Origin of the sequence: Streptococcus sp. KHUD_010 (genome assembly GCF_040207525.1) — a bacterium.
GTDB classification, from domain to species: Bacteria; Bacillota; Bacilli; order Lactobacillales; family Streptococcaceae; genus Streptococcus; species Streptococcus hominis.
The window spans coordinates 1,519,193-1,542,334 of record NZ_CP157941.1; the positions used below are offsets into that span (position 1 = coordinate 1,519,193).

Sequence of the window (23,142 nt, forward strand, 5' to 3'; positions counted from 1 at the left end):
AATCCTTTCTAATCTATTTGGCGTTTGACTCTCTGACCAAAATATTGGTACAAATCAACTTTTAAAGTCCCATTATAGAGTTTGCGTTTTTTATCGGCTTGACTACCAAATTTTGCTTCAAATGCTTCATCACTCGTCAAGATAAACTTACTCCACGTCTTTAGTGGCGCAAAAGTCTGCCCCATTTCTTGATAAAGCTTGGTTACAGCATCATCATCCAGCAACCTCTCTCCATAAGGAGGATTGGAAACAATGACACCATTTATCTTGTCTGTATGCAAATCTTGCAAGCGCATTTGCTTGAAAACAATCTGCTCAGAAACACCTGCTTCTTCGGCATTTCGTTTAGCAATCTCTACCATCCGTGCATCAATATCAGTCCCTAAAATATCAAGCTGAATGTCTTGCTTAATCTGTCCTAAAGCTCTAGCGCGAACATGACTAATCAAGTCTGAATCAACCCAATTCCACTCTTCAAACGCAAAATGGCGATGAAGCCCCGGAGCCATATTCATGCCAATCATAGCTGCTTCAATACAGAAAGTTCCTGAACCACAGGTCGGATCAATCAAAGGCTTATCTGGATACCAATTGGATAAGAGCAAAATCGCAGCCGCCATATTTTCTTTAATCGGTGCGCCACCTTTTTCAGCCCGATAGCCACGTTTAAAGAGACTAGAACCTGTCGTATCGATTAAGACAGTTGCCACGTCTTTCAAAATAGAAACTTCAATCTTGAACTCCGCCCCATTTTCTATTAAGGGAACGCTTTCTGGGCGTGCATAATGCTTTTGCAGCTTCTTGACTACTGCTTTTTTAGAAATAGCCTGCACACTTGGTTCATTGTGAAGTTTTGATTTGACACATTTTGCTTTTGCAATTGGAAATTTTGCTCCAAATGGCAAATAGTTTTCCCAATCCAAAGCAAAAATCCCCTGAAATAATTCCTCAAAGGTCTTAGCCGGAAAGCTACCAACAACAATCTTAATGCGGTCTGCCGCGCGCAACCAGAGATTCGTTTCAATAATGGTTTCAACAGTTCCGTCAAACCGCACGCGCCCATTCTCTACTTGACATTCTATGCCAAGATTTCTAATTTCACGACCAACCACAGCCTCTAAACCAGCCGCAGCAGTCGCAATCAACTTGAATTTTGTTTTCATTCGTCCTCTCAAAATAAAAGCTAGCATAATACGCTAGCTAAACCTATATGCAACTTTCTATAAGCCATGTTTTGTTCCAGAAATAACTAGGTATCATTTCCTTCGATAATCATCTGTCTACTGTTTCCAGTCAGAATGCTATGTTCGTTTCCACGCACTCCGTGCCCCGACCAAAGTTTGGGTTGCTAGCTTGAGGGGTTTACCGCGTTCCACTTCCTGCGTTTCCGCAAAAACTACGTCACTGTGGCACTTTCAGACCTATTTTGACTTATCAAAGACTTAGCCATTTCAGTCGCCGTAACGGATACTTCCATCCCTAGGCTTATTGTTTCACCTAGCACAAACACTACGGGCGTCACAGCCCGTGCTAGCATGGACTTTCCTCATGAAAAGACGAACTCTTCACGCGATTATCCAAAAATTGCACATTACTTATTATATTTCGTTATTTAAGATTTGCTTGCCGAATACTTCTTTTTCCAAACGATTTAAGCGTTTTAAAATATCAAAATTTGTCAGCGTAGCAGATGCCGCTTGAGGGGTTTCCATGATAGATTGCGTCAAAGGGGAAGTTGCCGCCTCATTTGACTTTTTAGCGAGTTCTGCTTTCAAACGAGCATTTTCTTCACGCAGTTCCTTTACCAAAGCAGCATACGTTTCGTAATCTTTAATGACATCATCTAAAAATTCGTCCACTTCAACCTTGCTATATCCACGGACACCAACTTTAAAATCTTGATCAAAAATATCTTTCGGTGTGTAAATAATACTAGCCATTTCTCTCTCCATTCTCGTTCATTACTTTAATTATATAAAAAATGAACCGCAAAAATCAAGGTTAAACATCTAATTTTCGGAAAAATTTTCTGCGACCTCATTCAAGTCATCAAATGTTAATTGTTTGGTAAAATATTGTTCTTGTTTCTTCATCATTTGGTAAAGATATTTTAAATTTGTTTCATTTTCTTCATCATAAAAAATATAAGCCCCGTCTGTATTACTGAGTAGAAAGTGATTGTAATCACGAAATTGGCTGGGATTTTCATAATGTGGATAGGCGTATTTAACAAAATCCACCTGTTTAAAACGACTTAATTTTTCTTGATTGGCTTCATTCCAGTTTTCACCTTGATTCTCAAAAGTAAAAATCGTCGCAATTTGAAAATCGTAATCTTGCTGCAATTTTTTTGCGACCTCTAGTGCCCAAACTTCAAAACCTAAGTTCCCAGTGAAAATCAGCCACTCCACACCTTCTTCCAATAAACGCTTCAAATCTCGCTGAATGGCTTTTTTAATAATCTTGATTCGAGGGTCTTTGTCATTAAAAATTCCCAAATCAAAATTCCGATAACCTACTACTACTACGCTAACCACTTAAATTATCCCTTTATTTCCTTTTTTATGTTATAATAGAGTGATGTTATTGTACCAATAAGGAGATATATGGTCAACTATCCACATAAAGTTCCCTCTCGAAATTCATTAAGACTGCCCAAAAAGAAGTCCGTTGACTTTGCGAATCGAGGAATGTCGTTTGAAAAAATGATCAATGAAACGAATGATTATTATCTTAGTCACGATTTAGCGGTCATTCACAAAAAACCGACCCCTATTCAAATTGTAAAAGTGGATTATCCCAGACGTAGTCGGGCAAAAATTGTTGAAGCCTACTTTCGACAAGCCTCTACAACAGACTATTCTGGTGTCTATCAAGGACATTATATAGATTTTGAAGCAAAAGAAACACATCAAAAGGCTTCCATGCCGATGAAAAATTTTCATGCTCATCAAATCAAGCACATGGAACAAGTCGTCAAACAAGGAGGAATTTGCTTCGTTTTATTGCACTTTTCAGCCTTAAAATCGACATATCTACTTCCTGCTCCTTATTTAATTAACTTTTTCAAGATTGACAAGGGGAAAAAGTCCATGCCACTTGACTACATTCAAAAGCATGGATATTCTATCTCACAGAATGGTCTTCCTAGCATTCCGTATCTTGAAATCATTCAACAAAATTTACTAGGTGGTAAAATAAATGAATAAGCAAACTCTACTGACAGCTGCAAAATATGTGGCTATCGGTCTCATTACATTATTTATGCTTGGAGTTGTAGCTGGTGGAGGAATTTTTCTCTATCAAGTTCACAAGGCACCTGCCTTGTCAGAAAAGAAGCTAGTCGCCACAACTTCCAGTAAAATCTATGATAGTGAAAACAATCTTATTGCTGACTTAGGTTCTGAAAAAAGGGTCAATGCGGCAACAAGTGATATTCCAACTGACTTAGTACGAGCTATCGTTGCAATTGAAGACCACCGTTTCTTCAATCATCGCGGCGTGGACTCTGTTCGTATTTTGGGTGCTTTCTTGAATAATCTGCGCAGAGGAAATCGACAAGGAGGGTCAACGTTGACGCAACAGTTGATTAAACTGACCTACTTCTCCACTTCAAGTGCCGACCAAACACTATCACGGAAAATTCAAGAAGCCTGGTTAGCAGTTCAATTAGAGCGGAAAGCCACTAAGCAAGAAATTATTACGTATTATGTAAACAAGGTCTACATGTCAAATGGTAACTACGGTATGCAAACAGCTGCTAAAAGTTATTACGGCAAAGATTTGAAAGATTTGAGCTTAGCTCAAACTGCTTTATTGGCGGGGATGCCTCAGGCACCAAACCAATACGACCCTTATACAAAACCAGAAGCTGCTAAAAATCGTCGCAATCTTGTATTGTCAGAAATGTATAAACTCAAATACATCTCTGCTGAGCAATATGAAAAAGCAGTCAATACGCCCGTCACAGATGGTCTACAAAGCTTGAAAAATTCAGCTTCTTATCCTGCTTACATGGATAACTACTTAAAGCAAGTTATTGAGCAAGTCCAAGAAGAAACGGGTTATAACTTGCTGACGACAGGAATGGAAGTCTATACAAACGTAAACAGAGCAGCTCAAGAGCGCCTTTGGAATATTTATAATAGCAATGAATATGTTGCTTATCCAGATGATGAATTACAAGTAGCTTCTACCATTATAGATGCTACAACTGGTAAGGTAATTGCTCAACTAGGAGCCCGAAATCAAGCTTCAAATGTTTCTTTTGGTACTAACCAAGCGGTTGAAACCAATCGCGACTGGGGTTCAACCATGAAACCAATCACGGATTACGCTCCAGCCATTGAAAATGGTATTTACACTTCTACGGCTACTTACATTAGTGATGCTCCTTATAATTATCCTGGAACAACTACTCCAGTATACAACTGGGATATGCGCTATTTTGGAAACATCACCATTCAGTATGCACTTCAAGAGTCTCGGAACGTTCCAGCTGTCAAGACGTTAGAAGCTGTCGGACTCAGCAAGTCTAAAAAATTCCTAAGCAGACTGGGCATTAATTATCCAGAAATGGTATATGCAAATGCCATTTCAAGTAACACGACAAAATCCGATCGAAAATATGGTGCCAGCAGTGAAAAAATGGCTGCTGCCTATGCTGCTTTTGCAAATGGTGGAACTTATTACAAACCACAATATGTCAGTCGTGTTGTCTTTAGCGATGGAACCTCAAAAGATTTTTCTAATCAAGGTACAACCGCGATGAAAGAAACAACAGCTTACATGATGACAAATATGCTAAAAACCGTCCTGACTTCCGGTACTGGGACTAATGCAGCTATATCTGGCGTCTATCAAGCTGGTAAAACAGGGACTTCCAACTACTCCGATGATGAATTGGCGAAACTAACGAAGCCTTATGGTGGCTCCAGTGTTGTGACTCCTGATGAACTCTTTGTTGGTTATACGCAGAAATATTCAATGGCGGTATGGACAGGTTACACTAATCGTCTCACTCCTGTTCTGGACGATGGCGTGAAAGTCGCAACAGATGTTTACCGTGCCATGATGTCTTACTTGTCTGAAGGCGGAACTGAGGACTGGGAGATGCCTAGTGGTCTTTATCGTAGCGGAAATTATGTCTTTTTAGCCAATTCCACTAATAGATACCAAGGAAATTATTATAATTCTACTTCCAGTTCAAGCCTTGAAGAATCATCATCTTCTTCAAGCAGCCAAGAAAGTTCTACTCAAGAGTCATCAAGCAGTTCTTCATCAAGTACGGAACCCAGTGCTTCTACGTCTGCAAGTTCTCCTAATGGCGGCGGAAATTCAGACACTCCTCCCGCACGAAATTGATAATGAAGAAGTTCCTGAAAGCCAAGCCGTTTAGAAGTTAGCACCTTCAAATCAGAGTTTTGTAAAAATTAAAAAACACGAACAATCAAGACCAGTAAATAACTGGCTATAAGATTGTTCGTGTTTTTAATATTTCAATTCCTGATGAAACCACCATGAAGCAGTCTTATACCTTATGAAAATCTCTTCAAACTTTGTCAGTTTCATCTGCGATCTCAAAAGCTCCTCTTTTTATCTGCTTACGGCTCGTCTCTTAGTTTGCAATTTGATTTTCATTAAGTCCCAAAGTTTTATCCCGCTTCTTTTTAATTATTTCCTAGCCAAAGCTCCCATTGGATCCCACGGAGCAAGCACTTTTGGCTCTGCTTCATAAGCAGCTAGTTCTTCTGCTGTTAAGAATTCCTTGCGGACAACGATTTGATAAGTGTACTCGTCCATCCAGTCATCGCTGGCAACAAAATAACCTTTGTCTCCAACCTTGTCACCCCAAGAATTCTCCACTTTCCATTTTGTTGATTTTCCATTTTCATCCAAATCAACACCTGTCAAGACCATAGCATGGGTCATGAGACTTTCGCTGTAATCCAAACGTCCCGCTTTGTCTTGTGTCAATTCAATATCCATGCTTGATGTGAAGTCGTACATGTTATTAACCATAACGCCCGCTTTACGGTTGCTAGATTGACCGACATCAGAACCAAACCAAACAGTTTCTCCAGCCTGCATTTGAGCAATAGCCAGCTCTTTCAAACGCTCCATATTAACATTCAAATAACGAACGTCGCGTGCTCCTACGACATTTCCTAACATCTCAACAGTGTAAGATTTACCGTACGGTTTGTCAGTTGTAGGAGCATTGATGATTGAAACGTAATCATCTAATTGAAGATCCACGTATTTTTTGTAAAATGCTTGTGGTGTTAAGCCATTTTCACTGTGGAAATTGTTGTCTTTATCACGATAAGAAAAATCAAAAGTACGAGGTGGGAGTCCAAGTGACATTGCTAAGAAATTAAAGATTTCTTGTAAAAGCTCTTCTTTCTTAGCTTGGACAGCTGCTGTATTTGCTCCACTAGTAACCAAGTCACGCAAGATTTGTGCATCTTGACGAAGTAATTTATTGAGATATTGGTTGAGCTCACGACTATTGCTAGATGAAATGGATTCTGGGTAAACTGATTTTGGAACCACTCCATATTTTTCAAAAAGTGCCACAACCATATCCCATTGTCCGCCGTCTTGTTGAGGCGTATCTAAGAGGAATTTCACTTTGCGGCTAGTTAAGTCTTGGTCAGCTGTTGCTAAGACTTGCTCTAAGAACCAGTTGGATTTTTCATATTTATCCCAAAAGAATGTATGTGCTTGCGACAATTCAAATTCTTCCAATTGAAAGCCTGCAATCATTTTATGACGGAAAGTATTGAGTGCTGCAAACATCCAGCAACGTCCAGATGCTTTTTGATTGCTGACTTTATCTTTGGTTAAATCAATGGAAAACACAGGATTGTTTTCAATCGCACTGCTACGTTTTTCAAGCGATGTTAATAAACCATTGTGGCTAACTGCATTTTCAATTGCAGCATACTTAGCAGTTGCTTCATAATTTGCATATAATTTATCTGTAAATTGTTGATCTATAGAATTCATAGATACCTCCTTCTAATTCTAAACACTATTATAGCTTATTTTCAAAATTCTTCAAACAAAAAGTTAGGCGCACCTAACTTTTTGGGCTCTATAATTTCTGTAGTGGGTAAAACTACCGCAGAGGTTATGGAGCTATTTTTGTGTATACAAAAAGTCCCCTATGACCTATAATGAAAAGCGACGAAACTACTCATTAGAAAGACTCATATGGAACAACTCGATTTTATCACAAAACTCCTTGGAATTAAAGACCAAAATATCAAAATAGACAATCTTTTTGATGCCGGCACTCACAAAGAAATCCTGGCCCACCTTGACTATGATGCCCCTCCATGCCCTGCCTGCAAGGGACAGATGGCCAAATACGACTTCCAGAAACCTTCTAAAATCCCTTATCTGGAGACAGCAGGATACAAAACTCTTATCCGACTCAAAAAGCGGCGCTTTCGCTGTAAGAACTGTGGGAAAATGGCTGTCGCCGAAACCTCCCTCGTCCAGAAAAATCACCAGATTGCCGTCGCAGTCAAACAGAAAATCGCTCAATTATTAGTTGAGAAGCAAGCCATGACTGATATTACCCACAGGCTCTCAATTTCGACCTCAACCGTCATTCGCAAGCTCAAGGAATTCAAATTTGAAACGAACTGGCAGAGACTGCCAGAGATCATGAGCTGGGATGAGTATAGCTTCAAGAAAGGGAAGATGAGCTTTATCGCTCAGGATTTTAATACCAATGAGGTCCTAGCCATCCTGGACGGCAGAACCCAAGCGGTCATTCGAAATCATTTTCTACGCTATCCTAGACAGGTTCGTATGAGGGTTAAAGTGATGACCATGGACATGTTCAGTCCTTACTATCAGCTGACCAAGCAGCTTTTTCCGCATGCCCAAATCGTTCTGGATCGTTTCCACATTATCCAGCACCTCAGCCGAGCTATGAACCGTGTCCGCATCCAAATCATGAACCAATTCGACCGAAAATCTCAGGAATACCGAGCCCTCAAACGCTATTGGAAACTCATCCAACAGGACAGCCGCAAGCTCAGCCATAAGCGTTTTTACAGACCAGCTTTTCGGGCGCATTTAACCAATCAAGAGATTCTCCATCAGCTACTCAGCTATTCGGACCAACTTCGACAGCACTATGAGCTTTACCAGCTTCTGCTCTTTCACTTTCAGGAAAAGCAAGCTGATTATTTCTTTGACCTGATGGAGGAGGTTATTTCGGATGTTCACCCGATTTTTCAAACCGTCTTTCGGACTTTCCTGAAGGACAGACACAAGATTACCAACGCCTTGGAACTACCCTACTCCAACGCCAAGCTGGAAGCGACTAACAATCTCATCAAGGTCATCAAGCGAAACGCTTTTGGATTCAGGAGCTTTGACAACTTTAAGAAACGCATTCTCATCGCTTTGAACATCAAAAGAGAGAGAACGAATCTCGTCCTCTCGCGATGGTAGCTGACATCGACCCACTACAGTTGACAAAGAGCCACTTTTTGTTATACAGCTGATTTCAGCAACCGACGCATTTTAAAAAACATGAGTCAAAACAATTCTCCTGCTTATTTCCAAAAATCATCGAAGATTGTAATCGGCAAATGGCGTTTATGCTCCCCTTTATGCCACCAAGATTCAATGGTAGCTTTCGATTGGTCAGAAATGGTCTTACCTTCCAAATAGTCATCAATTTCGTTATAAGTGACACCGAGAGCGACTTCATCTGCAATGCCTGGCTTTTCTTCTTCCAGATCCGCAGTCGGTACTTTCTCATAGAGGGCAGGATCAGCGCCCAAGGCAGCCAACAGTTGCTTACCTTGCCGTTTATTGAGACGGTAAAGGGGAAGAATATCTGCACCACCATCACCAAATTTCGTAAAGAAAGCTGTCACATTTTCTGCAGCATGATCCGTTCCAACCACTGCTCCTTTATAAGCGCCTGCTAAAGCATATTGCGCAATCATGCGACTGCGAGCTTTAATATTGCCCTTATTGAAGTCTGAGACCGTTGCTCCTGTAGCCTCAACCGCCTTTGTCATAGCATCTGCACTTTTTTTGATGTTAACTACAAGGCTGACATCTGGTTGGATAAAAGCGAGCGCTCTTTGGGCATCAGCTTCGTCAGCCTGCACTCCATATGGTAAACGTACTGCGATAAATTGATAGCTAGTATCGCCAGTCTCCGCACGCATTTCCTCTATGGCCAATTGTGCTAAACGTCCTGCTAAAGTGGAATCTTGTCCGCCCGAAATTCCCAAAACATAGGTTTTCAAAAAAGAATGTTTTTTAAGATAATCCTTTAAAAAATCAATGGATTTACGAATTTCTTCCTGTGGGTCAATGACAGGTTTCACGCCTAATTGCTGGATAATCGTTTCTTGTAAGGTCATTTTGTTTCTCCCATTTGATTCGCTTTTTTGCGCATTTGATCAATCAAATCAACCTTGTCTTGCCATACATCACGCGCCAAATCCACAGGATAATCTTGCGGATTAAGGACACGTTTGTATTCGTCCCACAACTTGTCAAATTCCTTGCGAGCATATTGTTGGATTTCTGTTAAGGTTGGCAATTCATAGACAAGTTGTCCTTGTTTAAAGATATCAACCAAAAGGGGCACTGCGTCAAAATTTGTCACTGTTTTATTGATGTAGGTGTAAGTTGGATGGAACATTTCTAACTCGGCAATAGCATTTACATCTACGCCGTCATAAGTAATATAGTCTCCTTCTGACTTTCCCTTTGCACGGCTAGTAATCCGCCAAACTTGTTTTTTACCTGGTGTTGATACTTTTTCCACATTATTAGAGAGCTTAATCGTATTACGCAAATTGCCATGTTCATCTTCAATAGCCACAATCTTATAAACAGCTCCCAGTGCTGGTTGGTCATAAGCCGTGATGAGCTTAGTTCCAACGCCCCACACATCAATCTTTGCCTTTTGCATTTTTAAGTTGAGGATTGTATTTTCATCCAAGTCGTTAGAAGCGTAGATTTTGGCATTTGGAAAACCAGCTTCATCCAACTGCTGGCGGACTTTTTTAGAAATATAAGCCAAATCCCCTGAGTCAATCCGCACTCCAAGGAAATTGATTTTATCCCCCATTTCACGCGCTACTTGAATCGCTGCAGGTACACCGAGGCGGAATGTATCATAGGTATCCACCAAGAAAACACAGTCATGGTGCGTTTCAGCATATGCCTTAAAAGCTTCATAGTCATTTCCATAAACTTGAACGAGAGCATGCGCATGCGTTCCTAAGACTGGAATATCAAAGAGTTTTCCCGCCCGAACATTACTGGTTCCATTTGCTCCACCAATCACTGCCGCACGAGTTCCCCAGATAGCCGCATCCATTTCCTGTGCTCGACGTGTACCAAATTCCATTAAAGGCTCATCTTCGATAACTGAGCGAATCCGAGCTGCTTTTGTCGCTACCAAGGTTTGATAGTTGACAATGTTTAATAAGGCGGTTTCCACTAATTGACATTGAGCAAGGGGACCTTCTACCTGAACAATGGGTTCATTCGCAAAGACCAAATCTCCCTCTTGTGCAGACCGCACTGTTAATTCCAATTTTAAATTTGCTAAATAGTCTAAAAATTCTTCATCATAGTCAAGAGAACGAAGATAGGCAATATCACTATCTGAAAATGTCAAATGATTTAAATAATGAACCATCCGCTCCAAGCCAGCAAAAACCGCATAGCCACTATGAAAGGGCTCTTTCCGAAAATAAACTTCAAAAACAGCTCGTTTATTATGAATATTTCTTCTAAAATAAACTTGCATCATATTGATTTGGTACAAATCCGTATGCAAGGTTAAACTATCATCTGGATACATAACGACTCCTTATAAGATGTATTTTCACTTATTATACCACAAATCAAACAAGCAAGAGGAAATCTTGTTCAACTTTAGGTGTTTAAATAACTATTCTCAAGTTTTCTGTTGTATTGTGGTGTTTAAATTTTCAGTTTTAAAACATCTTAAAAACCAAGGTGCACTGGGTACTACTTTAAAAAGTCGCAAATTTATCCTTGGTTTTATTATATTATTATTATTTATTCTTAAATTTCAATTGGCTATAAATACCAAATACAAGTATCCAAATAGCTGAACCGATTGCTCCTACAACGGTTGATTTTTGTAAAAAGAGGGTTATAAATACAAAGGCAAAGAAGAGCAAAGTAAGAGGATTGAGAAACTTATAGGCTGGCATTAGATAGCCATCTGCCATAAATTCTTTTGATTTTCTGTATTTCAAGTGAGCAATCATAGTGAGTGCATAGATAGCAATATAAACTCCTGATGAAGAAGCAGTAATCAAAGCAAAGGAGTCTGATACTCCTGGTAACACCTGAATAAAAGCAGCTAATGCAATCACTACCGCTGAGGTCAAAATAGCGTTTTGCGGAACATTTTGTCTGGATAATTTCCCAGCACCGATTCCATTCAAAAAGCGATTAGGTGAATCATGTGCAATTTGATACAAATGACGCCCAGTCGAATACAGAGTAGAATTCAAAGCTGAAGCAGCTGAAGTCAATACGACAAAGTTAATCAAAGCTGCAGCCCATTTGAGACCTGCCAACTTGAAAACAATCACAAAGGGGGAATCTGTGGTTGCCAAATCCCGCCAAGGGATAATCGCCATAATTGCAAGCAGAGAGCCTCCGTAAAAAAGAACGATCCGCAAGGGGATTTCTTTAATAGCCTTTGGCAATACCTGCCGAGGATTTGCCGTTTCAGACGTTGTGATTCCAATAAATTCAATAGCTTGATAAGCAAAGAAGACCATTTGAAAGCCCATGACAAAACTCATAAAACCATTAGGAAATAATTGGAAATTTTGACTGATATTGCTGATGCTGGCTACACCATTAGGCGTTTTAAAGCCTGTCAACACCATAAAAATCGCTGTCACAATCAAAGCAATAATCGCTATAATCTTAACCATAGCAAACCAAAATTCAACTTCACCAAAGACTCGGACTGCAATCAGATTGACCATACTCAAAACGGCAAGGAAGACGATTTGAATCAGCCATGCTGGCCAAGTTGGAAACCAAAATTGGACGTACTGTGCAACTGCCGTGATTTCTGCCATACCGATAAAAATGAGGGAAATCCAATAGGACCAACCGGAAAAATAGCCCCAGCCATTCCCAAGATACTTGGTAATGAAGTTGATAAATGTGTGCTGGTCTGGATCATAATACAACATTTCTCCAATCGCCCGCATCATCAAATACATAAAGACGCCGGTCAACATGTAAATGAGGATAATAGATGGCCCTGTCAAACTAATCGAACGTCCTGCTCCCAAAAAGAGCCCCGTTCCAATTGTCCCAGCAATAGCAATGATTTGGACATGACGATTTTTTAAGCCACGTTCCATTTTATTCTTATTATTTTCAGAATTCTTTTCACTCATACGAAGCCTCCTTTTCACATGAACTTTTCCATTGTACCACAATTCTGATAATTTCACTAGTCATTTATGAGGGCACGAGAATTGAACAAATCAAAAGAACCTTTTCCTTTCCTAATTCTCCAATGCATCACTGTATTTTTATTAAACAAAAAGAAGCTGGGACGAAAGTCTCCAGCTCCAATGTATTATAGTGCAATAAACCAGCGACTCAATAGCTGATTGCTCAAAGCACGTCTTTGAGGTGGCAAATAGGACTTGCGAAGCAAGTTCGAAAGAATGCCTTTGTCAAATACTTCGTTTTTTATCCACAACCTAAACAGTCTGAGAGACTACTGAGAAGCCTTGCGTGGCTGAGACTATGAATTAAAAATTTTCAAGACGATTTTGGTCTTTCGCTTTAAAAATTCTCTGTGATATACTTGTAGACTTCTTGCCCTGCGACTGCTCCGTCACCGACAGCTGTCGTTACTTGGCGAAGGTCTTTTTCGCGAACATCTCCAATAGCATAGATGCCAGAAATAGCCGTTTCCATATGATTATCGGTTATAATCCAGCCTGCTTCATTGGTAATGCCCAAATCTTTGGCAAACTCACTAACTGGGTCTAAACCAACATAAATAAAGACACCGCCAAATTTACGCTCTGACACTTCACCTGTTTTGACATTCTCTACCACAACGCTGCTAACGCGGTTGTCACCTTTGATTTCTTTTACCACTGAGTCCCAGATAAAATGAATCTTTTCATTGGCAAATGCACGTTCTTGCAGTAACTTTTGGGCTCGCAATTCATCACGCCGATGAACAATGGTCACCGTTTTTGCAAAACGAGTCAAAAATACAGCCTCTTCCACCGCAGAGTCGCCTCCACCGACCACAAGCAAATCTTCATCTCGGAAAAAGGCGCCGTCACAGACTGCACAATAAGAAACCCCGCGGCTGTTTAATTCTTCTTCACCAGGTACTCCTAGATGACGGTGAAAGGCACCAGTCGCAATAATAAGTGTCTTCGTTTCAAAAACCTCATCTTCTGTAAAGACTTTTTTTATTGCTCCTTGGTCTTCGATTTTTTCAACAGAGCCAAACAAATGCTCCACTCCCAAATTTTCGAGCGGTTCAAACATTTTTTCGGCTAATTCTGGACCACTGATATTAGCATAACCGGGATAATTTTCAATATCTGAGGTATTGTTCATTTGGCCACCGGGGATGCCTCTTTCTAAAAGACCAACTTTGAGATTACTTCTAGCAGCATAAAGCGCAGCTGTCATGCCTGCTGGTCCAGCTCCAATAATAATTGTGTCGTACATAAAATTTACTTCCTTTATTGTAATCACTGTTATTCTAACGTTATTAAGCTCTTTTTTCAAACATTATGCTCTGAGGATAAGCAGAATTCCCATCATTGCAAAGGATAAAATCGGAATCGTCATCACTGCAATCAATAGCATATCATACAGATGAGCTTGTCGCTCTTTGATTGTTTTATCAACACGTCGAACAGCACGAAGCCCAATCCATAATCCGAGAAAACTCCCCACCAATAGCGCCGTAATCAGTAAACTCTCTAGATAGAGTAAAAAAACTTGAGACAGCATAGCCACTCCCTTATTTCATAACTTTATGATTGAAGGCATTCAAAACGGATGCCGCAAACTTGAAAATAAACCCAGCTAGCAAGGCCAACTGGGCTTCTTTTTCTATTATATCAAATATATGTCCGTTTGTAACTGGCAAAAAATTCTTTTGTGCGTTCTTCTTTAGGGCAGTTCATTATTTCATCAGGAGTGCCTGTTTCGATAATGTGTCCCTTATCCAAAAACAGCACTTTATCTGCCACTTGCGAAACAAAAGACATGTCATGACTAACTAGAATCATGGTCTGACCAGCCTTGGCTGCATCTGCAATAGATTTTTCAACTTCCCCTACCAATTCAGGATCAAGCGCTGATGTTGGCTCGTCTAAAAGCAGAACATCTGGCTTCATCGCAAGCGCACGCGCCAAAGCAACACGCTGTTTTTGTCCACCTGACAAATGACGCGGATAGTGATTTTCACGGTCTGACAGACCAACTTTTGCCAGTTCTTCTTTGGCAAGATTCGTTGCTTCTTGGTCTGAGAATTTTTTTACAACCAACAAACCTTCTTTGACATTATCCAAAGCTGTCCGACGATTAAAAAGGTTAAACTGTTGAAATACCATCGCCAACTTTCGCCGCAAAGTTAGAATTTCTTCATTACTAATCTTAGAAAAATCGACAGTAAAATCATCAATGGCAATCGTGCCGCTGTCTGGCTGTTCCAGATAATTCAAGCTGCGTAAGAAAGTAGATTTTCCCGCACCAGATGAGCCAATTAAAGCAACTACTTCTCCTTTTTGAATCTCTAAACTAAGATTGTTTAAAACCATTTGTCCAGAAAAGGATTTGCTGAGATTTGAAATACGAATCATTATCGAACATCTCCTTTCGCCTGTATTTGTGGATTGAGATTATCAGGCGCTTCAATCGCCATTCTCTTTTCGATAAACCGCCCAAGTGCTTCAATCACAATATTCACGCCCCAATAGACAAGAGCAACTGAGATAAAGCGCTCAAAGTAACGGTAATCTGCACCACCCAAAATCTGCGCTTGAGCAAAAATCTCAACAACCCCTGCACTAAAAGCCAGAGAAGTTCCCTTGGTCAAGCCAATCAAAGAGTTAATCAAGGTCGGTGTGGCAACCACAGCTGCATTGGGGATAATAACACGGCGGTAAACCTGTCCGTTTGTCATCCCCAAACTACGAGCTGCTTCAATTTCTCCAGCATCAACAGACAAAATCGCCGCTCGAATGGTTTCACTAGCGTAAGCCGCTTCATTAAAAGCAAAAGCTACAATGGCAAATAGATAGGCTGGAATAGCATTGATATTCAGGCCCGTTCCAAATCGCAAGTTGATGGCCTTCAGAAGCAAAGGAATCCCATAATAAGTCAGCATGAGCTGAACAAGCACTGGTGTCCCTCGCAAAAAACTAACGAAAAAAGCCTGCAAAGGATACAAAACTTTCACACGGTTGATTTTGACAATAGCAAAAATGAGAGCCAAAATCAAGCCAAAAAAAGCTCCTCCCAAAGTCAATAGCAAAGTTGTCGGTAATTTTTCAATAATTCTGGGTAGTCCGTCAAACACAGATCGCCAGCTAAAAAGCTGTCCGTCTGGAATCTTCTGAACCAATTCTTGATACCAATTAGAGGCTAAAATCACTGTTGTAACAATCATAGCAACTTCCCTTTCTCGATAATGTCTAATTCTATCACAATTTTTTTATTTTACCAATTATTTGCTACGATAAAAATAGACTAGCAAGACTAGTCTATCACATTCGTTCTCTAAAGAATAATTGTTTTTATTTATGGGAGTGATAAAGAAATTTTAAGACTAAAACTGTTGACGTTTGGCTTTTCTTTCTGCACGACCGCGTGCTCGATTTTCAGCTCGCTTCGTTTTTCGACGTTTTTCATTGACAGCCCACTGGATTTTCTTCTTATAGCCCGGTTTGATTTTCTTCTTTTTCTTTTTAACCAGACCAATCATTTCCGTGTCCAATTTTTCCTGCTTTTTTTCACGATTGGCACGACGATCGCGGTCATAGGTATCTTGAAATTCTCCGTTTTTAATCATCTTGGGAATGAAGTGAATGCCCAATTTTTCTAGCTCACGAATATCTGAATCATCGCTCGGTTGATAAAGTGTAATGGCTGTTCCCAGTAGACCATTTCGACCGGTTCGTCCCACTCGGTGAACGAAGAAGGACAGATCTTGTGGAATTGCATCATTGATGACATGACTAACACCTTCAATATCAATTCCCCGCGCCGCTAAATCTGTTGCAACAATGTATTCAAAATCTAGGTTCTTCACCTGATTCATAATCCGTTTGCGCTCCCGCGGTACAATATCCCCATGAATCTTTGCCACTTTGAGACCTTGCGCTGTCAGATAGCTATGCAATTCATCCGCTCGTGTCTTAGTATTGACAAAAATCATCGCTAGATAAGGCTGTAGGAGCTGTGTGATTTTATAAATTTGCGCATTCTTATCACGTCCTTTTGTTGAAATCAGCCAATTTTCAATGGTATCTGAAATCACTGTTTTGGTTTTGATTTGCTCAATGACAGGGGTTGATAGATATTTTTTTAAAAATGGCTGCAATTTTTGCGGAATGGTCGCAGAAAAGACTAGAAACTGCAAATCCTTCGGCAAACTGGATGCAATCTTATCCACCGTCATTAAAAAACCCATATCAAGTGTCATATCAGCTTCGTCAACGACAAAAGTATGCGCCTTATGAATGACTAAGTCACCAGATTCAACCAAATCATAAATACGTCCCGGCGTACCAATGACAATGTGCGGCTGACTGGAACTCAATTTCCCAATCTGACGATTTTTATCAGTTCCGCCAATGTAATGAGCCACTCGGATTTCTTTATCAGAAAAAGCAGCAATTTGACGCGCAGCCTGATAAATCTGCCTAGCCAGCTCACGACTAGGGGCAGTAATGACAACCTGAACACTATCTGTATCTTCATTCAGCTTTTGAAAAATCGGCAGTAAGAAAGTGTGGGTTTTCCCTGAACCTGTTTTGGACTCTCCCACCAAATCACGACCAGCAAGCACAACCGGAATGAGTTTTTCCTGAACTTCTGTTGCCTCAACAAAGTTCAAATCCTTGAGTGCCTCTTGGATATAATCTTTAAACTTAAATTCTGTAAATTTCATGTTTTCCTCTATTCGTCTCTTATCCTATCTATTATACCAGAACTTGCTTTAAAAATAAAAATGAATGCCCTGTTGTAAAATGAAGTGCAACACAGAAGACATGTTCATCTGATATACTAGAGTTGCGAAAAACAGTATAAAGGAAGATGAACATGTCCACAAATTATTCTACCACAAATCAATCCTACAAGCACTTATCTGAAGCTGAGCGAGGAGAAATTGAAGCTTATTTAAGCGTAGGACTCAAACCTGCTGAAATTGCTCGTAGACTGGGGAGAAATCGCTCTACTATTACTCGTGAAATTAATCGTGGTTCCATAACACAATTGAAAAAAGTCAATGGGCAGAAGGTCTACTACCAACACTATTATGCAGATGCTGCCCATAACCGTTATCGGGATGCTAGAGAAACCAGCTATTATCTAAAACTGGATCGTGTATCGAACGATTTTCTGACAAAATTTATAGAAGCGATGAGAGAGAAACCAAGGGTGCATAGCGTGGATACCTTTGTTCATACCTATAGACTCCAACATGTAGATGCAGTTGTTCCTTCAACCAAGACGCTCTATAACTATATCCATCAAGGTTTGTTAGAGATTAAGGTTATTGATTTACCAAGAGCAGTGCGGATTCGTAAGAAATTTAACAAGCGTCCCTCTACCAAGAAACATCTAGGAAAGTCAATTGAAGAAAGGCCAGAGGAGATTAATAATCGTTCCCGTTTTGGAGATTGGGAAATCGATTCTGTTCTGGGTGGAAAGACAATAGGAGAACCTTCTATTTTAACATTGGTAGAACGACAAACACGCTATGCTGTCACAAAGAAACTCGTGGAAAAGAAAGCAGAGTATGTCAATCAAGCAGTCTTAGAGTGTATGAAACTTTATCCCATTAAGTCCATAACTGCAGATAATGGAAACGAATTTTCATCATTGAGTAAGATAGAGGGATTAGATGTTTATTTTGCACATGCCTATTCATCTTATGAACGAGGCACAAATGAGAATTTCAATGGATTATTAAGAGAGTTCATTCCCAAAGGATCCTCACTAAAAAAACTAAATCCGACACTTTTAGAGGACTATACAAAGGCTATCAATGAAAGACCTAGACGAATCCATGGCTATCAGTCCGCAAAAAAGCTGTTTGAGCTAACTCAAACAGCTTGAAAGATACTCACTTAATCAGAGGAACAACTTTGTTGCACTTGACTTGACAATTGAGAAATAAAAATGAATCATGTTTTTCTCTTCTTATTTCCTCCCTTTTCTATGAAGCTCTCCTTATTTTATGATACAATAATAATAAGTTTACAAAAAAGGGATGACCATGAAAAAATTTATTATTACTCTTGTAACGACTCTCTTGATCTTCCTAGCTCCTACAGTTTTAGCAGACAACTTTGAAGTAGGTGCTAAGCATGCTATCGCAGTTGACGTTGCAACCGGAAAAATTTTGTATGAAAAAGATGCTAATCAGCCAGTTGAAATTGCTTCTATTACTAAACTACTAACAGCCTATTTAGTCTATGAAGCGATTCATCAAGGAAAATTCACTTTACAAACTTCAGTAGATATTTCTGACTACCCTTATCAACTAACCGTTAATCCAGACGCCAGTAACGTTCCTTTGGAAGCTAGAAAATATACTGTCGAAGAACTATTAGAAACTTCTTTAATAGCAAGCGCCAATAGCTCAGCAATTGCCTTAGCTGAAAAAGTCGCTGGCAGTGAGAAAAAATTCGTTGACTTGATGAAAGCTAAATTGCAGCAATGGGGAATCAAAGATGCTACTATCGTTAATGCTTCTGGATTGAATAATTCTGTTTTAGGAGAAGAACATATTTATCCTGGTTCGGGAAAAGAAGACGAAAATAAAATGAGCGCCCACGATGTTGCAATTATTGCCCGGCGTTTAATCCTTGATTACCCAGAAGTTCTAGAAATCACCCAAAAAGCTACGTCTAACTTTGCAGGCATGACGCTTACATCGTCCAACCACATGCTCAAAAACATGCCCGCCTTTCGAGCTGGAGTAGATGGCCTCAAGACTGGAACTTCTGATAAAGGAGGCTCTTCCTTTGTCGGAACAATCCAGCAAAGAGGGATGCGTTTGATTACGGTTCTCCTCAATGTTAATCATGCAGATGAGGATGAGGATGCCCGCTTTACGGCTACCTCTAGATTTATGACCTATATTTATCAACAATTCACAGTCCAAACTCTTGTGAAAAAAGGCGAAGCCTACAATAAAAGCTCTGCCCGCGTCATTAACGGGCAAAAAGATGAAGTCACTGCTGTTGCTAGTGAAAAACTCACCATTGTGCGGAGATACAATCATAAAAAACCGACTGTTCATTTTACAACTGATAAAAACGGTTATCCCACTCCTTTAAAAAAGGGTGTCGTTGTTGGGAAATTGACCTATACTGATAATGATTTGATTGGAAAAGGCTATCTTGACAAGAAGCCACCAACTATTTCCATGCTTTCAGCGGAGAAAATTGGGCGTCCTTTCTTCCTCAAATCATGGTGGAATGAATTCGTCCAATATGTCAATGAAAAATTATAAACGAGCGAAATAGAAATCAGTACTCGTAGATGCTTGATTTCATCGTTCATCTCCGCATAGCTCGAAAGACTTGAGGAAGCTTTTGAGGTTGGAAATAAGCAAATGTAACTTGATGACAAATGGGCTGTAAAAGTTGATATAGCAACCTTGTGGGAATGTCGAAGTGGCAGATAAAGAAAACAAAGTTTTCGTCAAAAGTACTCTTTCAAGCTTGAAAAGCGAATCGCCTTGAGACTTGCTTTTCAAGCTCTATCCGTAACCTCAGCGCAGTGCTTTGAGCAATTAGCTACTGCGTCTGTAATGCTAACGATATAAACAAAGAAAGCTGAGCACTTTTGTCTCAGCTTATTTATTTAGCTTCATTTACTCAACTTTTCAGAATTTCCAGCTTCCTCAATCGCCCTTTTAAGAGCGTTCCAACCTAAGGTTGAGCATTTGATGCGTTGGGGGAACTTAGCAACACCAGCTAAAAAAGCTGCGTCTCCTAGCTCCTGTTGCTGCTTATCTTCCTTACCTTGCACCATTTGGGAAAAAATTTCTGCCAAAGCTAGCGCTTCACCCTTCGTCTTCCCTAGGACTACATCCGTCATCATACTGGCTGAAGCTGTAGAAATACTGCAGCCAGAATTCACAAAGGCAATATCTTCAATCACGCCCTGCTCATCAAATTGAACCGACAAGCTGATGACATCACCGCACGTAGGATTGTTGAGACTAACTTGTTCTACACCCTCCAATCGACCTTGATGATGAGGGTGAGCTGAATGGTCCGTCACAACTGCTTTATAAAGACTATTTAATTTAGAAAGTGCCATCGAAAAACTCCTTTGTTTTCTGTAAAGCTTCAACGAGCTTATCGCAATCGGCTTTGGTATTATACAGATAAAAGCTAGCTCGAACAGTCGCTGCCACTCCTAGGTAACTCAACAAAGGTTGAGCACAGTGATGTCCAGCCCGTACAGCCACGCCTTCATAGTCCAGAGCTGTTGCTACATCATGAGGGTGAAGCCCAGCTAGATTAAAAGAAATAACACCCGACCGCTGAGCCAAGTCCTCCGAACCATAAATGGTAAGCCCCTCAACAGCTTGTAATTTGGGAAAGACATAAGACAGCAATTCCTGCTCATACTGATGAACTGTTTCCATTCCAATCTTGTCCAGATAGTCAATGGCGGCAGCTAGACCTATAGCACCAGCTATATTGGGTGTGCCTGCTTCAAACTTCCAAGGCAGATCTTTCCATGTCGCTTCTTGTTCATAGACAAAATCAATCATTTCCCCACCAAATTCGACAGCCGACATTCGCTCAAGTAGCTCTTCTTTGCCATAGAGAACACCGATACCAGTCGGACCTAGCATCTTGTGGCCTGAAAATGCAAAGAAATCAACGTCCAAGTCTTGTACATCAATCTTCATGTGAGGGACTGATTGAGCTCCGTCCACCACTAAAAGAGCATTTGCCTGATGCACTAACTCTGCTATTTCTTTTATGGGATTCACCACACCTAGTACATTAGGAACATGCGCCAAAGCAACAAATCGCGTCTTTTCAGTCAATTTCGACCGAAAGTCAGTGAGATCTAACATGCCGTCTTTCAGATAAGCATAAATCAATCTAGCACCTGTCTTCTTACAGGCTTCCTGCCAAGGAATGATATTGGAATGATGCTCCATAACGGAAATCAGCACTTCGTCACCTGGCTGCAAGACATTTTCAGCATAGCGCGCCACCCAATTGAGACTAGTCGTCGTTCCTCTCGTAAAGAGAACTTCTTTCGTCGAAGCGGCATGGATAAAGGAGCGCACTCGTTCCCGCGCAGCTTCATAAGCTGCCGTTGCCCGTTCTGCTAGTGTGTGAACACCACGATGAACATTGGCATTGTCTTTTTCGTAATAAGCTGCAATCGCCTCTAATATCTGCGTAGGCTTTTGGGTTGTAGCTGCATTGTCCAAATAAACCAAAGGCTCATCATTGACGATTTGATCCAAAATTGGAAAATCCCTCCGAAGGATTTCTACATCAAGTTTAGACATTTCTTTTCCTATCTTTTATTTCTTAGCCAAAATTTCATCAATATTTTCAATCATCTCAGCACGGACTTCTTTAACTGGAATTTCAACGATAACAGAGCCTAAGAAGCCACGCACGACCAATCGTTCTGCAGTTGCCTTATCCAATCCCCGACTCATGAGATAGTACATATCTTCTGGATCTACCTGACCGATAGAAGCCGCATGCCCTGCTGTGACATCATTTTCATCAATCAAAAGAATAGGATTGGCATCTGAACGTGCTTGATCAGATAGCATCAGTACTCGACTTTCCTGTTGAGCATCTGCTCCCTTAGCTCCCTTAATAATGTGTCCAATACCATTGAAGGTCAAAGTTCCCTTTTCCAAAATAACTCCATGTTGGAGGATATTTCCGATTGAATTGCAACCGTAGTTGGTGACGCGACTGTCAATCCCTTGTATCTGTCTACCACGAGAGAGAGCCACCACTTTCATATCCGCATGACTGCCACGACCAAACAAATCACTGTCAAAATCAGCAATCACATTGCCTTCATTCATGACCCCGATTGCCCAGTCAATCATTGAATCATCGTCCAACTTGCCCCGGCGACTGATATAAGCTGTCACATTTTCCCCCAGACGGTCAATAGCTGAGAACTTAATCTGAGCACCAGCCTGTGCAATCACTTCCACCGTGATATTCGCAGTCACGGGAACAGTCCCAGAGTCATAAGTCTCCAGACGCTCCAAATAGGTAAACTTGGAATGTTTCCCTGCAATAATTAGAATGTGCTTGTTAAATGGCACGTCGCTCTCACTGTCTTGGTAAAAAATGCCTTCAATGGGCTGATTGATTTCAACATTATCTGGGATATATAGCACTGCTCCACCATTAAAATAAGCTGTATGATAAGCAGCAAGCTTATCTTCGTCATATTTGACAGAAGACATAAAATGTTTCTCAATAATTTCTGGAATTTCTTCAAGAGCAGAATAAAAGTCTGTGAAAATGACACCCTGCTCCGCCAAGTCAGCCGGCAATTGCTCTAAAACAGTCTGTGTTCCAACCTGAACCAATGTCAAATGGTCATTCAGCGCTGTGAAATCAGGTACATTTGTAAGAGTTTCACTTTCTGACAGCGTGCCGTCTCCCAAGTTCCAGCGGTGAAATTTCACGCGCTCAATAACTGGTAATTTCAACTCTTCTATTTTATCAAAGGCAGCTTGACGGAGATTTGCCAACCACTCAGGCTCCGCATGCATTTGTGAAAAATGTTTAATGGTTTCTTTTGTCATTTCATTCTCCTATCTTTTCTAAGCAAAAAGAAAGGTTG

20 protein-coding genes and 1 other RNA gene are annotated in these 23,142 nt (G+C 40.4%); 5 read left to right on the top strand and 16 right to left on the bottom strand.

Annotation, left to right across the window (positions count from 1 at the left end):
- Window positions 1–8: 8 nt before the first annotated feature.
- The 4 genes from ABKA15_RS07445 to ABKA15_RS07460 all read right to left on the bottom strand — a co-directional run bounded on the left by ABKA15_RS07445 (window position 9) and on the right by ABKA15_RS07460 (window position 2,537).
- Complete coding sequence (locus ABKA15_RS07445) at window positions 9–1,163, bottom strand: class I SAM-dependent RNA methyltransferase (RefSeq protein WP_049513511.1); 1,155 nt, start codon at window positions 1,161–1,163, stop codon at window positions 9–11.
- 55 nt (window positions 1,164–1,218) lie between these two features.
- Window positions 1,219–1,585, bottom strand: an RNA gene (rnpB, locus tag ABKA15_RS07450) — RNase P RNA component class B.
- Window positions 1,586–1,598: 13 nt separating this feature from the next.
- The gene (gpsB, locus tag ABKA15_RS07455; RefSeq protein ID WP_049507090.1) at window positions 1,599–1,940 is read right to left on the bottom strand and encodes a cell division regulator GpsB; all 342 of its coding nucleotides are present in this window, start codon (window positions 1,938–1,940) and stop codon (window positions 1,599–1,601) included.
- A 69-nt stretch (window positions 1,941–2,009) separates the two neighbouring features.
- Window positions 2,010–2,537 carry a DUF1273 domain-containing protein gene (locus ABKA15_RS07460; RefSeq protein WP_049513509.1) on the bottom strand — a complete coding sequence of 176 codons (528 nt, stop codon included), beginning with the start codon at window positions 2,535–2,537 and terminating at the stop codon, window positions 2,010–2,012.
- A gap of 69 nt (window positions 2,538–2,606) precedes the next feature.
- Between ABKA15_RS07460 and recU the strand changes: the two genes are divergently transcribed.
- Window positions 2,607–3,209, top strand: coding sequence for a Holliday junction resolvase RecU (gene recU, locus ABKA15_RS07465; RefSeq protein ID WP_003028424.1), 603 nt, complete (start codon window positions 2,607–2,609; stop codon window positions 3,207–3,209).
- On the top strand, window positions 3,202–5,364 hold the full coding sequence (gene pbp1a / locus ABKA15_RS07470) for a penicillin-binding protein PBP1A (RefSeq protein WP_049513507.1): 2,163 nt from the start codon (window positions 3,202–3,204) through the stop codon (window positions 5,362–5,364). The genes recU and pbp1a overlap by 8 nt, the downstream gene beginning before the upstream one ends.
- A gap of 309 nt (window positions 5,365–5,673) precedes the next feature.
- Here the strand turns inward: pbp1a and pepC are convergent, their stop codons facing one another.
- Window positions 5,674–7,011, bottom strand: coding sequence for an aminopeptidase C (pepC, locus tag ABKA15_RS07475; protein WP_106387873.1), 1,338 nt, complete (start codon window positions 7,009–7,011; stop codon window positions 5,674–5,676).
- 207 nt (window positions 7,012–7,218) lie between these two features.
- Between pepC and ABKA15_RS07480 the strand changes: the two genes are divergently transcribed.
- Complete coding sequence (locus ABKA15_RS07480) at window positions 7,219–8,475, top strand: ISL3 family transposase (protein WP_350015335.1); 1,257 nt, start codon at window positions 7,219–7,221, stop codon at window positions 8,473–8,475.
- Between the two features lie 104 nt (window positions 8,476–8,579).
- Here ABKA15_RS07480 and nadE read toward each other — a convergent pair whose 3' ends face one another.
- The 8 genes from nadE to ABKA15_RS07520 form a co-directional block, all read right to left on the bottom strand.
- Window positions 8,580–9,404 carry an ammonia-dependent NAD(+) synthetase gene (gene nadE / locus ABKA15_RS07485; protein ID WP_049513040.1) on the bottom strand — a complete coding sequence of 275 codons (825 nt, stop codon included), beginning with the start codon at window positions 9,402–9,404 and terminating at the stop codon, window positions 8,580–8,582.
- Window positions 9,401–10,861: a nicotinate phosphoribosyltransferase gene (locus tag ABKA15_RS07490; protein ID WP_049513042.1), complete on the bottom strand. Its 1,461-nt coding sequence runs from the start codon at window positions 10,859–10,861 to the stop codon at window positions 9,401–9,403. The genes nadE and ABKA15_RS07490 overlap by 4 nt, the downstream gene beginning before the upstream one ends.
- A 217-nt stretch (window positions 10,862–11,078) precedes the next feature.
- Window positions 11,079–12,455 (bottom strand): amino acid permease, encoded by a 1,377-nt coding sequence (locus ABKA15_RS07495; RefSeq protein WP_049513044.1) that lies wholly within the window; start codon window positions 12,453–12,455, stop codon window positions 11,079–11,081.
- Between the two features lie 397 nt (window positions 12,456–12,852).
- Entirely contained in the window at window positions 12,853–13,764 is a 912-nt protein-coding gene (gene trxB / locus ABKA15_RS07500; protein WP_049513046.1) for a thioredoxin-disulfide reductase, read from the bottom strand.
- 63 nt (window positions 13,765–13,827) lie between these two features.
- Window positions 13,828–14,052 (bottom strand): DUF4059 family protein, encoded by a 225-nt coding sequence (locus tag ABKA15_RS07505; protein ID WP_003028431.1) that lies wholly within the window; start codon window positions 14,050–14,052, stop codon window positions 13,828–13,830.
- A gap of 110 nt (window positions 14,053–14,162) precedes the next feature.
- Entirely contained in the window at window positions 14,163–14,906 is a 744-nt protein-coding gene (locus ABKA15_RS07510; protein ID WP_049513047.1) for an amino acid ABC transporter ATP-binding protein, read from the bottom strand.
- Window positions 14,906–15,715, bottom strand: coding sequence for an amino acid ABC transporter permease (locus tag ABKA15_RS07515; RefSeq protein WP_003028435.1), 810 nt, complete (start codon window positions 15,713–15,715; stop codon window positions 14,906–14,908). The genes ABKA15_RS07510 and ABKA15_RS07515 overlap by 1 nt, the downstream gene beginning before the upstream one ends.
- A 159-nt stretch (window positions 15,716–15,874) precedes the next feature.
- Entirely contained in the window at window positions 15,875–17,218 is a 1,344-nt protein-coding gene (locus ABKA15_RS07520; protein ID WP_049513049.1) for a DEAD/DEAH box helicase, read from the bottom strand.
- Window positions 17,219–17,370: 152 nt separating this feature from the next.
- Between ABKA15_RS07520 and ABKA15_RS07525 the strand changes: the two genes are divergently transcribed.
- The gene (locus ABKA15_RS07525) at window positions 17,371–18,390 is read left to right on the top strand and encodes an IS30 family transposase (RefSeq protein ID WP_192208559.1); all 1,020 of its coding nucleotides are present in this window, start codon (window positions 17,371–17,373) and stop codon (window positions 18,388–18,390) included.
- A gap of 160 nt (window positions 18,391–18,550) precedes the next feature.
- Window positions 18,551–19,792 (top strand): D-alanyl-D-alanine carboxypeptidase PBP3, encoded by a 1,242-nt coding sequence (pbp3, locus tag ABKA15_RS07530; RefSeq protein ID WP_049514503.1) that lies wholly within the window; start codon window positions 18,551–18,553, stop codon window positions 19,790–19,792.
- A gap of 359 nt (window positions 19,793–20,151) precedes the next feature.
- Here pbp3 and sufU read toward each other — a convergent pair whose 3' ends face one another.
- Genes sufU through sufD form a run of 3 tightly spaced genes read right to left on the bottom strand, consistent with a single transcriptional unit; the run spans window position 20,152 to window position 23,104 of the window.
- Window positions 20,152–20,607, bottom strand: a complete 456-nt coding sequence (gene sufU / locus ABKA15_RS07535; RefSeq protein WP_049514501.1) for a Fe-S cluster assembly sulfur transfer protein SufU — start codon at window positions 20,605–20,607, stop codon at window positions 20,152–20,154.
- Window positions 20,594–21,826, bottom strand: coding sequence for a cysteine desulfurase (locus tag ABKA15_RS07540; protein WP_049514499.1), 1,233 nt, complete (start codon window positions 21,824–21,826; stop codon window positions 20,594–20,596). The genes sufU and ABKA15_RS07540 overlap by 14 nt, the downstream gene beginning before the upstream one ends.
- 15 nt (window positions 21,827–21,841) lie before the next feature.
- On the bottom strand, window positions 21,842–23,104 hold the full coding sequence (gene sufD, locus ABKA15_RS07545) for a Fe-S cluster assembly protein SufD (protein WP_049514498.1): 1,263 nt from the start codon (window positions 23,102–23,104) through the stop codon (window positions 21,842–21,844).
- Between the last annotated feature and the right edge of the window lie 38 nt (window positions 23,105–23,142).

Bases quoted from the DNA above. Each gene is read 5' to 3' on its own strand.
- ABKA15_RS07540 (WP_049514499.1), bottom strand. From the start codon at position 21,826: ATGTCTAAACTTGATGTAGAAATCCTTCGGAGGGATTTTCCAATTTTG.
- gpsB (WP_049507090.1), bottom strand. From the start codon at position 1,940: ATGGCTAGTATTATTTACACACCGAAAGATATTTTTGATCAAGATTTT.
- ABKA15_RS07505 (WP_003028431.1), bottom strand. From the start codon at position 14,052: ATGCTGTCTCAAGTTTTTTTACTCTATCTAGAGAGTTTACTGATTACG.
- nadE (WP_049513040.1), bottom strand. From the start codon at position 9,404: ATGACCTTACAAGAAACGATTATCCAGCAATTAGGCGTGAAACCTGTC.
- ABKA15_RS07495 (WP_049513044.1), bottom strand. From the start codon at position 12,455: ATGAGTGAAAAGAATTCTGAAAATAATAAGAATAAAATGGAACGTGGC.
- ABKA15_RS07490 (WP_049513042.1), bottom strand. From the start codon at position 10,861: ATGTATCCAGATGATAGTTTAACCTTGCATACGGATTTGTACCAAATC.
- ABKA15_RS07515 (WP_003028435.1), bottom strand. From the start codon at position 15,715: ATGATTGTTACAACAGTGATTTTAGCCTCTAATTGGTATCAAGAATTG.
- trxB (WP_049513046.1), bottom strand. From the start codon at position 13,764: ATGTACGACACAATTATTATTGGAGCTGGACCAGCAGGCATGACAGCT.
- ABKA15_RS07510 (WP_049513047.1), bottom strand. From the start codon at position 14,906: ATGATTCGTATTTCAAATCTCAGCAAATCCTTTTCTGGACAAATGGTT.
- ABKA15_RS07480 (WP_350015335.1), top strand. From the start codon at position 7,219: ATGGAACAACTCGATTTTATCACAAAACTCCTTGGAATTAAAGACCAA.
- ABKA15_RS07445 (WP_049513511.1), bottom strand. From the start codon at position 1,163: ATGAAAACAAAATTCAAGTTGATTGCGACTGCTGCGGCTGGTTTAGAG.
- ABKA15_RS07520 (WP_049513049.1), bottom strand. From the start codon at position 17,218: ATGAAATTTACAGAATTTAAGTTTAAAGATTATATCCAAGAGGCACTC.
- sufU (WP_049514501.1), bottom strand. From the start codon at position 20,607: ATGGCACTTTCTAAATTAAATAGTCTTTATAAAGCAGTTGTGACGGAC.
- pbp3 (WP_049514503.1), top strand. From the start codon at position 18,551: ATGAAAAAATTTATTATTACTCTTGTAACGACTCTCTTGATCTTCCTA.
- pbp1a (WP_049513507.1), top strand. From the start codon at position 3,202: ATGAATAAGCAAACTCTACTGACAGCTGCAAAATATGTGGCTATCGGT.
- sufD (WP_049514498.1), bottom strand. From the start codon at position 23,104: ATGACAAAAGAAACCATTAAACATTTTTCACAAATGCATGCGGAGCCT.
- pepC (WP_106387873.1), bottom strand. From the start codon at position 7,011: ATGAATTCTATAGATCAACAATTTACAGATAAATTATATGCAAATTAT.
- ABKA15_RS07525 (WP_192208559.1), top strand. From the start codon at position 17,371: ATGTCCACAAATTATTCTACCACAAATCAATCCTACAAGCACTTATCT.
- recU (WP_003028424.1), top strand. From the start codon at position 2,607: ATGGTCAACTATCCACATAAAGTTCCCTCTCGAAATTCATTAAGACTG.